The following is a 13682-nucleotide window of genomic DNA, read 5'->3' as shown; positions in this document are numbered from 1 at the left end:
TTGCAACAGATAAGTACCGATCAGATCAACAGGCTGGCAGCACCTTCGTGACGCAGCAGAGCCACTTTGGTCTCAACACCGCCGTGGCCTGAAAAACCAACCATCTTCCCATCTGCACCCAGAACCCGGTGACAGGGAATAATGATGGGGATGGGATTTCCCCCGCATCCGCGCCCAACCGCCTGCGCCGAGTAGCCAAGGTCGTTAGCCAACTCGCCATAGGTGCGCGTATCACCAAATGGGATAGCATACATGGCATCGCACACCTGACGCTGAAATTCCGATCCCTTGATCCGGTAGGGCAGTTCGAACTGCTGCAAACGCCCTTCGTCATAGGCACGCAACTGCGCCGCCGCTTCTCGCAGAACCGGGGTGGCTAGACCTTCGTCACGGCCATTCCAGACAAGACGCGTGATGGCGCCGCTGGTCTCTTCGACACCAAGGCAACCAAACTGAGTTTCTACGGCGATCATCGGCATAAGAGAACGGTTGCAGATGTTTCACCACACCTGCAACCCGAATCCTGACTATCCGCCTCTTCATCTGGCCAAAAATACCTCGTAGCGCGAGGCAGAGCCTCGCATCATCGATCTCTCTCTCGCGCTCCGTTCGAATGTCAGCTCAGCGCCTCGTTACAGCGCCCGCATACGCCCGGATGGGCGTGCAGCCCAACATCAGGAAGGATTTTCCAGCAGCGCTGGCATTTGTCACCTTGGGCTTTTTCGAACACTACAGCTACGCCCTCGATTTCTGGCACACGGAACGCCTCAGCCGGGGCCGGATCGCCTGTGACGGCCAGACCAGAAGTGATGCACATGTCATCCACGTCGAAGGTCGCAAGCAGATCGCGGGTTTCCTGATCTTCGACATGCACGATCGGTGCGGCCTCAAGGCTGGATCCGATCACCTTGTCCTGCCGCTGAATTTCCAGCGCTGCGGTCACGGCGCGGCGCACGCGGCGGACTTTGGCCATGCTGGCTTCCAGTTCTTCATGGCGCCAATCAGCGGGCGTTTCAGGGAAATCCATTAAATGGACCGAACTATCATCGGCCGGGAACCGTTCCAGCCAGACCTCTTCCATAGTGAAGACCAGAACTGGGGCCAGCCATGTGGTCAGACGGTGGAATAGGATATCCAGCACAGTCCGCGCGGCACGGCGGCGTAGGCTGTCACCGTCGCAATAAAGCGCGTCTTTACGGACATCGAAATAGAACGATGACAGATCAACCGTGGCGAATGTGAATACGGCGCTGAATACACCCTGGAAGTCAAATGCTGCATAACCTTTGCGCACCTGCTCATCCAGATCGGCCAGTCGGCTTAACACCCAGCGCTCCAGGCGCGGCATATCTTCAGGCGCAACCCGATCCGCTTCGGTGAAGTCCGCCAGCGAGCCCAGCATGAACCGCATGGTATTGCGCAGGCGGCGATAGCTGTCGGCTGTCCCTTTCAGGATCTCCGGTCCGATCCGCTGGTCGGCGGTGTAGTCGGTCTGAGCCACCCACAAGCGCAGGATATCGGCGCCGTATTGTTTAACGACCTCTTCCGGCACGATGGTGTTGCCCAGCGATTTGGACATCTTGTTGCCCTTGGAATCCAGCGTAAATCCGTGGGTCACTACGTTGCGGTATGGTGCACGCCCCTTGGTGCCGCAAGCCTGCAGCATCGACGAATGGAACCACCCGCGGTGCTGGTCGGTGCCTTCCATATAGACGTCAGCGATACCGTCCGCGGTCCCGTCCTCACGATCACGCAGCACAAAGGCGTGGGTCGAGCCAGAGTCGAACCACACATCCAGCACGTCGAACACCTGATCGTAGTCGTCGGGGTTCGCGATACCGTCGAGGATCTTCTCCTTGAACCCGTCCGTGTACCAGACGTCTGCGCCATCCTTCTCAAACGCCGCCTTGATACGCGCATTAAGTTCGTCGTTGCGCAGCAGGTAGTCCGCATCGGTCGGCAATGCCCCCTTCTTGGTGAAGCAGGTCAGCGGCACGCCCCAGGCGCGTTGGCGCGACAGAACCCAGTCCGGGCGTGCTTCGATCATGGAATACAGACGGTTGCGGCCGGTCTGCGGCGTCCATTTCACCAGTTCATCAATCGAGCGCAGGGCACGTTCACGGATGGAGTCGCCCATCTCGCCCATGCCGTCCTCCAGCTTGCGGTCAACCGAGGCAAACCACTGCGGCGTGTTGCGGTAGATGATCGGCGCCTTCGAGCGCCACGAATGCGGATAGCTGTGCTTGATTTTGCCACGCGCCAGCAGCCCGCCAACCTCGGCCAACTTGTCGATGACGGCCTTGTTCGCATCGCCTTCACCGCCCTTGCGGGACAGGATGTATTTACCGCCAAAGAACGGTAGATCGGCGCGGAAGCTGCCATCATCCATCACGTTGTAAGTGATGACCTGTTCCAACATCCCCAGATCACGGTAAAGCTCGAATTCCTCCATCCCGTGCGACGGCGCGCAGTGGACAAAGCCGGTGCCTTCGGTGTCGGTCACAAACTCAGCGGCGCGGAAATCGCGGATGTCGTCCCATTCGCCATTGCCATCTTCGGCCCCGGCCAGCGGGTGTGCCAGTTGGATCTTGGCAAGATCCTCCTGCGTGACATCACACAGGCGGCGGTACATCGTATCGTCCAGACGCGCGCGGGCAAACACATCCGCCGCGCGGTCATCGGCCAGTAGATAGCGTTCACCGATCCGCGCCCAGCACTCCTCGGGGCGGCCGATGACTTCGTAGAGACCGTAGGAGATATCCTCGCCATAGACCACGGCCTTATTCGAGGGCATCGTCCATGGGGTCGTCGTCCAGATCACCACATAAGCGTTGTCCAGCGTCACATCGCCGGTGTTCACAACCTTGAACTTCACCCAGATGGTGAAGCTTTCCTTGTCGTGATACTCGACTTCGGCCTCGGCCAGAGCCGTCTTCTCGATGGGCGACCACATCACGGGTTTCGAGCCTTGATAAAGCGTCCCATTCATCAGGAACTTCATGAACTCATCCGCGATCACGGCCTCGGCGTGATAGTCCATCGTGATGTAGGGATCGGGCCAATTGCCGGTGATGCCCAGACGCTTGAACTCTTCACGTTGGATGTCGATCCAGCCTTCGGCGAACTTGCGGCATTCCTGACGGAAGTCGACGATGTTCACCTCGTCCTTGTTCTTGCCCTTCTTGCGATACTGTTCCTCGATCTTCCATTCGATGGGCAGACCGTGGCAGTCCCAGCCAGGTACATAGCGTGAATCGTAGCCCATCATCTGATGGGACCGAACGATCATGTCCTTGATGGTCTTGTTCAGTGCGTGGCCGATATGCAGGTGGCCGTTCGCGTAAGGAGGGCCGTCATGCAGGGTAAAAGGCTTGCGGCCCTCTTTCTCGCGAAGGCGGTCATAGACGCCGATCTTTTCCCAGCGGTCGAGCCATGCTGGCTCGCGCTTGGGCAGGCCTGCACGCATGGGGAATTCGGTTTTCGGCAGGTTCAGCGTGTCTTTGTAGTCAGGTGTTTCGGCGCACATTTGGGGCGTCCTCAGGATGTTCTGGTCGTGTATGGATCGAAGCGGTCAGTGCGATAACTCAAGCACCTTTGCCCGGCGTCTCGCGATATCAGAGCGCCGGGGATATAATTCGAATAATGATGGCCAGCCGGTCAAACATGGCCGCGCTTATAGGACGCCTGCTCTCAATGGTCCAGAGGTTCCGGGTCTTGCGACGAATGGCGCAGCTTGGCCCAGCGATTGAGCCATGCGAGACCCGCCAGTGCGAGACCGAGCGCCAACAGCGAAAACACCCGGATCAGCCCGCCCAATCCGGCAATATCGATCAGAAACACCTTGGCCACCGCGAGGCCAATCACGGCCAAACCGGCCTTGCGCATCAAATCGGACCGGCGGGCCAACGACTGGTAGAACAACCCTGCGCCGACCACCAACAAGGTGATGGTGTATGAATAAAGCTCGGGCTGGGTGACGCAGTTGCCTTCATACATGCCACCCGCCCCCTGCCAGACATGACGGATTGTAAGCCCCAGCCAAAAAGCGATCAGGGCACCGGCGACCCAATAACTGATCTGCTTCAGTAGCACGGGCTGCGTCACGACGCGCCAAGCCGAGAAGCCGATGGCCAGCCCAGGCAACAGATAGGCCACCGCCAACGTGTTCAGCACCGGCGGGCCGAGCACGGGATCGGCAAATGGGTCGAGCAACGGGTTAGCCTCAGACAAAGCCTGAACCAGACGCATCATGCCGTGTGCCGCAAAGAACGCCGCGAGCGCGTAACGCGCGTAGTTCAGCTTACCGCCAAGCTCGAACCGCTGTATTTGTGCAAAAGCCAGCAGCAGCCAGATCACCGCCAGCAGCCCCAGCCCCCAATGGCTGTCTGTCGCGCCGCCTTCTCCGAAGCTTTTCAGCCAGCGCAGCAACAAGAGCGATAGCAGTATTCCCGCCGTTGCCCAGGCCGCGCTTTCAAGCAGCAATGAGGCAATCGGGCGGTCCAAGGACCTTAGCAACGCCCACCCCATGATGAACCCGGCAACCGCCACCGCATAGACCAAGGTCATTTCGATCAACGGCGCGGTTTCGGCCCAATCGAGCCCCGGGTCGAGCACCAGCCGTACGGTCACCGTGAACACACCCGCCCAAATGAACCAACTCATCGGAGCCAGAACAAATCGCCGGTCCAGCGCCGCGGCCACAACAATCATGGCGACAAGTGCTACGGTCAAAGCGGCAGAGCTGAGTACGATGATGCAAGCAAAGCTAAGGCACGATAGCGCAGACAGAGTTGCCAGTGCAGGCCGCATCCGTTTCTCACCATCGGCCCGCGCAAACCGTTCGGCCAAAACCACCATCATCGCGCCTAATGCGATTGCGTGTAAGGCCCACGCATAAGCTCCGATCACGTTTGCAGGCTGCCATCCGACTTCAAGCGCGATCGCCAGCGTCGGGGCATATAGGGCTGCACCACCGGCCCAGACCACAGCGTAGCGCCCGGCGTGGAAGGACCGCCACGCAGCGAGCACGCTGATCAAGGCCCCGAGGGCAACCAATAGCGTGACTACCCAAGGATAATCGGCCTCGGCCGTTTCCACGTATGTGTCGGCAAAGCCGCGCCACACGGAGCCACCGTCCAACCCGTGCAGCAGAACAAACCAGATCAGACCCAACGCAGGCAGCACCGTCACATCCTGCAAAGCACGCGCAGCTTTTGTCCAAAGGATCAGCGCCAGTATCAAAGCGGTAAACAGAGCAACGCCCAGCCAAAACTCACCGCTTGAATCCGACCAATGCAGCGACAGGATGATGGAACTGGTGAGAACCGCACCAAAGGCAATTCGGGTTGGAAACTCGGGCCATGGATCCCCTTTCCGTCGCCGGATGACCTCGGCAATCATCGGGCCGGTGTGGTCGGGCCAGATACTGCGTACGGGTATCGCCATCGCAATCAGCGCCAGTGCTGTCACACAGGTCAGATACCCCGGTTCCGTAGAGGGGGAAGACAGCACCAGCAAAAACGCCGCCCCGTATGCACCCACTAGCGTCAGAATAGAAATCCATGCCCAACGCCTGACGGTATCGATACCCAAGCCCAAAATGGCGATGATAAAGAAATAACCATAAAGCCAACTGGGATCGTCCGATGCGCCTCCAACCATAAAGGGCGCGGCAAAGGCTCCGATTAGACCTACGGCGGCGAGCAGCGGCCCGTGGAACCATCCCAAGACCAACGCAAACAGAGCGATGATAACGAGACCGGCCAGAGCGGCCTCGGGGCCGATCAGATCATAAAGCTGGCGCGCGGCCAGAACCCCACCGAACAGGGTCACCAGACCTGCGCCCGAGAATACAGACGGCAAGTATGCAGTAGATGAGTTTTCATCGTCGCCAAAGCGGCGGCGGATCACTTCACCCGCTCCGATCAGCAAAAGGCCAAAGACCAACGCCGCGATGACGCGCGCTGTCGGTGGCAACAGTCCGTTTTCAACCCCGTACTGAACCAGAAAAATCCCCGCCAACGCCAGTGACAACGCCGAAACCGCGTAGAACCAGTTTTCACGCATCCACGCGCCCAGCACGGCAATCTTTTCCTCACGAAAAACGATGGTGGCAGGAGGATCGTCAGCCTCTGAGGCCTGCGGCACATCCGATTGATTTTCGTCAGTGGCAGATGAAGTTTTTGCCGCGGCCCAGGGATCATGCTTGGTTTGCGTCGTCGTCGGCTCCGGCCTTGATGTCTTGGAGGTTTCGGCGCCGCTTTCCGGTATTTGCCTGGCCAATTGCCGCTCAAGCTGTTCGACGCGCTTACGCAACCGCGATTGACCAATCAGCAAAGCGATGATCGAAACAGGAATGGCCAGAACGATCAGACCAACGAGGACAAGCAAGGATTCCAACCGAAACCTCCGGGATGCGATGCGCCAAACGTACCGTGCAGACAGGCTAGTTTATAGTCTGGAAATCCGCATGGATACCGCCTGCTGCTCAGGTAATCGGCCTAGAAAAGCAGGATGTGAGGGCGTGCCAGCATCAGCCAAGGGATCGCCAGCACTGCGGCATAGGCCGGAATACCGCAAGCGAACCATCTGCGGAACAGTTTGTCGTAACTGCTTGGCAAGGAGGTACCATCCCGATCAGCCTGCCTTGCATAATCCCTCAGACGCAACTGAATCCAAACCACCGGCAGCCAGAACAGGCCGGTCAGTACGTAAAGCAGCAGTGATATCGCGATCCGACCCTCCGACAGCAACCAGCCCAGTTGCCAGGCCAGCAACACGCCGGTGATCAGCTGGAAAATGACTGAGGTGGCCGTAATAACTGTGTCGGCCAGCACCACGATTCCCGCCGTATGAGCAATCACCCGTGCATCTGCCGTGCGGTGCGCCATCAGCATGAAAAAGGCGATCCCCGCGCAAGTGCCCAATAGAACGCATGCTCCGATCACGTGAAGCCAACGCAAGATCAGATCCGGGTCCATCAGCGGCTCTCCAACATGGGTCGCGCGATCAGTGATAGCATCAAAGCCGGTGCTATCTTGACCAACGGTCCCAAAGGGTCGAGCCACAGTTCAGGCACCGTCAACGTGGCGGCGATCAGATAGAAAGCGGCGATTGCAGCCTGCGCGAGGCAAGCGCGCGCGGCCCACGGACGCCACAAGATTGCCAGCCCCAGCGCGATATTGATCATCGACCAAAACACCACGCTCGCGTTGGCAATCCCAACGGGCCAACCATTGCGCGAGAGTATCTCGACCGCCCGCGATAGCCCCGTCAATCCACCGCCGACTTGAAATCACGTAGATCCCCCGAGATCAGCGCAATATCCGGAAGGACCCTCTCAGCCGTCTTCTGGCTGCGCACAAGCCCCTTCACACAGGCGCCATCCGCATGCAGCGACCGAACGACCGCAGCACCGATGAAGCCATAAGCGCCCAGCACCAAAACAGTTTTTTCAGGACGATCCGTTGCCACGAGCTGCCTCGCATTGGTTTACAACACCATAGCGGATCAGATTCTGAGGATCAGCCTGATCACCCCGTCCGCGACAACAGCACCATTCAGGGGTGAAACAACGAGCCGACCCAGAAGGCGATAGCTGCCGCCGCACCCCCGATCAGCAGGGTTTCTCCGCCTGATCGCCACCAGGGGGCAAGCGACCACCGGCTTTTCATCGCGCCAATGGCAAAGAATACGCCCGCAGTCATCCAGGCTGATACCGTGAACGCATTTGCAACGGATAAGAGGAACGGCAACAACGGAATCATCCCCGCGATCAGAAAGGCAAAGAACGTCGCCATCGCGGCTTTGAGGGGATGCGGGTCGACGCTGCCCAGCCCGTATTCGCCCTCGATCATCAGGTCGACCCAATTGTCGTGGTTCGAAGTGATTTCAGCCGTCGCGTCATCCAGAACGCTGCCTGAAAGGCCTTTTTGTGCGAGGATTTCGCGCACCTCCTTTCGCTCGCCATCCGGATACAACTTGATATGCCGTTCCTCGATGGCTCGAATACGGTGGATGTTATCGAGCTCGGCCTTGGTTCCCGAGTAGTTGCCCGCCGCCATCGAGAAACCATCCGCCAGCACGTTGGCCAGCCCAAGTGCCACGATGACAAAAGGCGATAAACCTGCCCCGGCAACCCCGGCAACGATCGCGAATGTCGTGACTGAGCCATCGATGCCGCCATAAACCACATCGCGCAGAACCCCACGCCCCGGAGGCGCATTGATCCGTTCGAAAATCTCTTGCTGGCTGTGGCCGTGTTCGGTCATGGCTGGCTCCGTCCTGTTTATGCAGGACAGGTTCAGGCACGGCCTTGCGCCAGATCAAGTCCTGGAGAACAACCCGCTGAGCGCGCGTTTGATCATGCCACGGGTCGAGGGCTGGTGGCGTTTCGAGAAAGGCAGCGGGCGGCAGACCTCCATCGCGGCAACACCAACACGGGCGGTGAGCGCGCCGTTGACCAGCCCCTCGCCGAACCGGCGGGACAGTTTGCTGAGGACTGAGCCGCCCAATATCGGTTCCAGCAGATCATCCCCAACCGCTACTGCACCCGTTGCCACCAAATGCACGAATACGGCGCGGGTCAGTCGCCAACTGCCCAAGAAACCTGCGCGACCGCCATAGATTTCGGCAATACGTCGGATCATTCGCAATGAGCTTGCCAGCGCGGTCGCGACATCGGCCAGCGCGAGCGGAACCAAAGCGGTAACGGTGGCAACCTGCCGGGCTGCGGCCTCGACCTCGCGGCTGGCAGCAGCGTCCAGCGGGGCCAGCAATTCGTCTTCGGCCAAGCTCAGCAGGGTTGCCGCATCGAATTGCTCTCCCATGCGTTCGGTCAAACGGTCGCGACCCCAGCGTGTTTCATCGCGTCCCTTATAGAACGCAATCAGCCGTGTGGTTACAGCGCGGGCTTGCGACAAGTCCTCGTCTGATAAAGCTGTGTCCGCCGCGCGCCGCAGCCCATCGACGCGAGACAGACGGCTGATTGCGGCCAACTCGCGCAGTGCAATGATCAGGACGACCAGCAAAAGCGCAGCGATCAGACCGGTGACGATCCAACCCAGAATTGGTGCGCGTTCCAGCAGAGAGATGGCGAAATCCCATGCGGCGACCGAGACCACCGCCCCCACAACGGCTAATGTCAGCCCCCAGAACCAACGCGCTAAAACCGAAGGTTTCCGCGCTGCAAACCGTACCGCTGCCTGCATCGCCTGCCCCTGCGGAGGCGCGATGTCTGGAACAGGAGGCGCGGCCGAGACATCAACTGTCGAGGCATCGTCTTCCAGATCAATCAAAACAGGGCCTTTAGCCATCGACCAACTCCTCGCGCGTCCAGACATATCTGATGTCGGGCAGGTTTTCGTCATTTTCGGACCCATCGCCGCGTGCGACCTCAACAAAGCCGTTGCGCTCATAGAACCGGCATGCGGAAGGATTGGCCTGAAACGCATACAAGTTGAGCGTGGGACGCTGCGTTTTGGCACGATCCAGCAATTGCTGCCCGATCCCCTGCCCGCGCGCCGAGGCCGCCAGATAGAGCGACTGCACTTCGTCCCCATTCAACGCCAGAAATCCGGCCACCTGCCCTTGCTTTTCGGCCACCGTGACCCAGCCGAGATCAATCATCCTGCCGCAAAACGCAATGGTCTCGGCCTCAGAATGCAGTTCAGGCATCCAGTCGTTTTCGCGGGCGAACCCGTGCAGAATAGCGCCTGTGGTTCCGGCATCGGTACTGCGAGCGGGGCGAAGGATCACGTTCACAGCCGGTCTCCGATCAGAAACTGCGCAGCCCGGTCCAGCCGAATATGTGGCGGACCGTCACCGGGATTCAGGGTCAAATGTGCGGGTGCAAAGGCCATATTGCCATAGTCCTCGCCCAGCCATCGCTCGGCCCCATTGCGCGCGGGGCCCAGCAGATGGGCAGGGTCCTCTGGCAAATCACCGGGGTAAAAGGCCGCCTGCTTACCGCTATCTAGCAGAGTGCCGCGCACACATGGCAGTTCTACGCCGTTATGGCTGCGCATCTCTTCCGTCGTTGTCCGAAGTGAAGCCAACGATAAGGCCGCAGTTTCAGCCCCGGCAAAGCTGGCGCGGTCGCGGGCCTCACGGGTCAGGGCCTCAATGATCGCGGTCAGGCGCGGGTGCTGCAGATGGTGCAGATGGTCCGCTTTGGTGGCCGCAAATAGGATACGCTCGACCCGCTTGCCAAGCAGCAGCCTGTTGAGCCATGCGTTGCGACCGGGGCGGAAGGCCGACAGGATATCGGCCATCGCGCGGCGCATATCCTCGACCGCTTGCGGGCCTTTATGGATTGCCCCCAACGCATCTACCAGAACGATCTGCCGGTCGATCCGGGCAAAGTGGTCGCGAAAGAAAGGTTTGACCACACGCGATTTGTACGCCTCGTACCGCCGCTCCATCTCGCGGTGTAGTGAACGCCGAATTGACGCCCCCGACACCGGGAGCGGCGCGAATGTCAGCACAGGAGACCCGGCCAGATCGCCCGGCAGAAGAAACCGACCGGGAGTGCAGTCATAGAAACCGGCATCACGCGCAGCATTAAGGTAATCGGTGAAGCTGCGGGCGAGGTCCTGCGCCTGCGGCTCATCATGTGGCGCGGTTGGGTCGGTCGCCTGAACCTTTGCCATAAATGCCCCTGCTTGTGGGCGATTGGATATGTGTTCGAGCGTGTCCCGCGACCAATCTTCATAGGATTTGTCCAGTAGGGCCAGATCCAGCAGCCACTCACCCGGATAGTCCACAATGTCCAGATGCAATGTTCGAGGGCCCTGCAATCCCGAAAGCAGACCTGCGGGCTGGACTTTGAAGGACAGGCGTAACTCGGAAACAGCACGCGTGCTGTCCGGCCAGTGCGGCGCTGGTCCGGTCAGCGCGGACAGATGGGATTCGAAATCGAAACGGGGCACGGTGTCGTCGGGTTGCGGCTGCAGATAGCTGGCGGTGACACGCCCCTCTTGCTGCGCCACAAGACCGGTCATGCGGCCCCGATCCAGCAGGTTGGCGACCAGTGATGTGATGAACACCGTCTTGCCCGACCGCGCCAATCCCGTGACGCCCAGCCGGATGACCGGCTCGAAGAATGTCTCGGACACACGGTCACCCACGGATTCGACGCCGCGCACCAGACTGTCTGCCAAAGATGAGATGACCAAGCTGTCGCCCCGCAATTATCGTTTTGCCCAAGATAGGTAGCGGTTGCGGCACTTGCCAGAGCTTTCGCCCCCTTGCCCGTCCGACCAAGGCGCGATACCAGCGCCCCATGCCCAGATACGCGCTGCAAGTCGAATACCAAGGGGAACCGTTTGCCGGATGGCAGCGGCAAAAGGAGCTACCTTCGGTTCAGGGCGCGATCGAACTAGCGCTTTCGCGGATCGAACCCGGAGAACACACCATCGCCGCCGCCGGTCGTACCGACGCGGGGGTTCACGCGCTAGGACAAGTGGCGCATTGCGATCTGGTCAAAGAATGGGACCCATTCCGCCTATCCGAAGCGTTGAATTATCACCTCAAGCCGCAGCCCGTTGCCATCGTGAAAGCCGCACGGGTGGATGATGACTGGCACGCGCGGTTTTCGGCGCTTGAGCGCCAATATCTGTTCCGCATCCTGATGCGTCGCGCACCTGCAACCCACGACAAGGGGCAGGTCTGGCAGATCAATCATTCTCTGGACGTCGCGGCGATGCAAGCCGGGGCGGATATGCTGATCGGGCGGCATGACTTCACCACCTTCCGGTCCTCCATCTGTCAGGCCGCCAGCCCGGTCAAAACACTGGATGAGTTGCGGGTGGAACAGGTTCAGGGCTTCTCGGGGGCCGAAATCCACTTCCATGTTCGCGCCCGATCGTTCCTGCACAATCAGGTACGTAGCTTTGTTGGCACGTTGGAGCGCGTGGGGGCCGGAGCTTGGACGCCCGAAGACGTTCGCGATGCGCTTGAGGCGGTTGACCGTGCGGCCTGTGGGCCGGTTTGCCCGCCGCAAGGATTGTATCTGGCACGGGTAGGATATCCCGAACCGGTGTTTGGCTAAGTCTACAAGGCCCGCAGTAGCAGCCCGCTTGCAATCACGGCGATGATAAGACCCGCAACCAGTTCGATGGCCGGGGCCAGTACCGATGCAAAGCGCGTAGCCGAGGCTGAGGCCAGCAACCCGCCGCGCAACCCAAAGGATGTCCAACCGACCAAAGTGGTGACGGTTGCAGTGCCTAAAGCCATGGCGAATGCGCCTGCGATACCGACCATTGCGATACCCATCTGCCATGTCAGGATCAGCACAAACAACGCGCCCGTACAGGGGCGTGCGGCTATACCAGCGATCAGGATCAACGCCTCGCGAAAGCTGCCGACCTGAGCGACCTCATCGGCCGTCGGGCCGTGGCGGTGGCCGCAGTCAGCGCAAACCTCGTGGTCGTGATGATGGTGGTCGTGATCATGCGCATGGTGATGGTGGTCGTGCGTTTGAGAGGCTTGGTTTTTGTGACGCCGCGCAAAACTGCGGATGGCGCGGAAAACCAGCCACAGGCCTATAGCGGCAATTGCGCCGTAGCTGATCGGTGCCATGACCTGTTCGGTCGTGCCTACAAGCGACTCGCGTGACATCTGGAATACCAATACCCCTGCATAAACCAGCACAACCGCCGTAACTGCTTGCCCTAGGCTCGACAGGACACTTATTGCAGAAAGTCGCCAAAACGCGACACGACGGCCAAGCCCGTATCCTCCGATCAGAACCTTGCCATGGCCCGGTCCGATGGCATGAAAAAACCCATATGCAAAACAGACCGTCAGTAGCGTTGCCACAGCTTCGGGCTGCTCGGCGCGTGCTGCGCGCAGGGCGCGGGCGATCTGGTTTTGGAATTCGCGCTGCTCACCGGCAGCCCAAGCGGCCAGATGGTCAAAACCACCGCTGCCCCAGAACCACAGCAGCACCCCGCAGGCGATGGCAACGGGAACGATCAGGTATTTGGACATGAAAGCCGAATCTCGGTTGCGAATTTCTCACCGACCAGAGGGATATCGTTTTCTTCAAGGTCATACTCGGCATCCAGCGTCAGCAAAAAAGCCTGCATCTGGGCCAGTTCGTTGTCGATATCCGGATCGCTGCGTTCGATATTACAGGTCGTGGGGCCTGAAACCAGAACCGGGCGGGTCACTTCGTATGCGGTATAAAAGCTCTCATCAAACGCTTTGATCGACAGCGCATCCGCGGGAACGGGGTCTCCTTCAATCGCGCGCAGATGTGTGGTCACGATGCGGGCATCCTCGGTCGTGGCCTGCGGCTCAAGCGGGCCAGAGAGCGGGATCACATTTTCGCCCATGCGGATGACCAGATCGCCATTGTAACCTTCGACCCACTGCGCGTCGAAGCCGCTTAAAAACTGCTCTTCGGCCTCGGTCAGGACGCCGTCCGCATCCTGATCCAGTCGCATGTCTTCGAGAACCAGCAGTGAATAGAACTCATCATAGGCCCAGGTCACACGCACATGGGTCAGGTTACCTGCGTCATCGACCATAAACTCTAACCCCGTGTCGATAAAGACATGGGGATGAGCCAGAGCCGGTATCGGCAAAAGACAGGTTAATGAGAAGGCAAGCCAGCGCATAGGGCGAAGATAGGGTTCGCAATGCAGTACGGCAATCCGATTGAGCGCAATCATGCAGAA

Annotated in this window: 13 protein-coding genes; 1 reads left to right on the top strand and 12 read right to left on the bottom strand. The window is 59.6% G+C overall.

All coding sequences use genetic code 11. The annotated features are described in order from the left end of the window. Positions 1 to 20 precede the first annotated feature (20 nt). From ACR0AY_RS06390 to ACR0AY_RS06345, 10 genes are all read right to left on the bottom strand, one after another. Positions 21 to 479, bottom strand: coding sequence for a methylated-DNA--[protein]-cysteine S-methyltransferase (locus ACR0AY_RS06390; protein WP_170397424.1), 459 nt, complete (start codon positions 477 to 479; stop codon positions 21 to 23). A gap of 137 nt (positions 480 to 616) precedes the next feature. Then, positions 617 to 3526, bottom strand: a complete 2910-nt coding sequence (ileS, locus tag ACR0AY_RS06385) for an isoleucine--tRNA ligase (RefSeq protein ID WP_170511423.1) — start codon at positions 3524 to 3526, stop codon at positions 617 to 619. Between the two features lie 164 nt (positions 3527 to 3690). Next, a complete protein-coding gene (locus tag ACR0AY_RS06380) occupies positions 3691 to 6399 on the bottom strand; it encodes a DUF2339 domain-containing protein (RefSeq protein ID WP_170511425.1) in 2709 nt (902 codons plus the stop codon). A 101-nt stretch (positions 6400 to 6500) separates the two neighbouring features. Continuing rightward, a complete protein-coding gene (locus tag ACR0AY_RS06375; RefSeq protein ID WP_170511427.1) occupies positions 6501 to 6980 on the bottom strand; it encodes a DUF2269 domain-containing protein in 480 nt (159 codons plus the stop codon). Beyond that, on the bottom strand, positions 6980 to 7276 hold the full coding sequence (locus tag ACR0AY_RS06370; protein WP_480453875.1) for a DoxX-like family protein: 297 nt from the start codon (positions 7274 to 7276) through the stop codon (positions 6980 to 6982). Before ACR0AY_RS06370 ends, ACR0AY_RS06375 begins: the two co-directional genes overlap by 1 nt. After that, positions 7273 to 7473 (bottom strand): NAD-dependent epimerase/dehydratase family protein, encoded by a 201-nt coding sequence (locus ACR0AY_RS06365; RefSeq protein WP_170511429.1) that lies wholly within the window; start codon positions 7471 to 7473, stop codon positions 7273 to 7275. Before ACR0AY_RS06365 ends, ACR0AY_RS06370 begins: the two co-directional genes overlap by 4 nt. Positions 7474 to 7559: 86 nt before the next feature. Continuing rightward, on the bottom strand, positions 7560 to 8270 hold the full coding sequence (locus ACR0AY_RS06360) for a VIT1/CCC1 transporter family protein (protein ID WP_170404431.1): 711 nt from the start codon (positions 8268 to 8270) through the stop codon (positions 7560 to 7562). Between the two features lie 54 nt (positions 8271 to 8324). Further along, positions 8325 to 9314 (bottom strand): YcjF family protein, encoded by a 990-nt coding sequence (locus ACR0AY_RS06355; RefSeq protein WP_170511431.1) that lies wholly within the window; start codon positions 9312 to 9314, stop codon positions 8325 to 8327. Further along, positions 9307 to 9762, bottom strand: coding sequence for a GNAT family N-acetyltransferase (locus tag ACR0AY_RS06350; RefSeq protein ID WP_170511433.1), 456 nt, complete (start codon positions 9760 to 9762; stop codon positions 9307 to 9309). Before ACR0AY_RS06350 ends, ACR0AY_RS06355 begins: the two co-directional genes overlap by 8 nt. Continuing rightward, on the bottom strand, positions 9759 to 11174 hold the full coding sequence (locus ACR0AY_RS06345) for a YcjX family GTP-binding protein (protein WP_170511435.1): 1416 nt from the start codon (positions 11172 to 11174) through the stop codon (positions 9759 to 9761). Before ACR0AY_RS06345 ends, ACR0AY_RS06350 begins: the two co-directional genes overlap by 4 nt. 107 nt (positions 11175 to 11281) lie before the next feature. On the opposite strand from ACR0AY_RS06345, the gene truA reads away from it, so the two are divergent. Next, positions 11282 to 12049, top strand: a complete 768-nt coding sequence (gene truA / locus ACR0AY_RS06340; RefSeq protein ID WP_170511437.1) for a tRNA pseudouridine(38-40) synthase TruA — start codon at positions 11282 to 11284, stop codon at positions 12047 to 12049. A gap of 2 nt (positions 12050 to 12051) precedes the next feature. Here truA and ACR0AY_RS06335 read toward each other — a convergent pair whose 3' ends face one another. After that, a complete protein-coding gene (locus ACR0AY_RS06335) occupies positions 12052 to 12990 on the bottom strand; it encodes a HoxN/HupN/NixA family nickel/cobalt transporter (RefSeq protein ID WP_170511438.1) in 939 nt (312 codons plus the stop codon). Further along, entirely contained in the window at positions 12975 to 13622 is a 648-nt protein-coding gene (locus ACR0AY_RS06330; protein ID WP_170511583.1) for a DUF1007 family protein, read from the bottom strand. The genes ACR0AY_RS06335 and ACR0AY_RS06330 overlap by 16 nt, the downstream gene beginning before the upstream one ends. Positions 13623 to 13682 lie beyond the last annotated feature (60 nt).

This window comes from Ruegeria sp. A5, from assembly GCF_056543005.1.
This window is presented reverse-complemented; position numbering and strand designations above follow the sequence as displayed.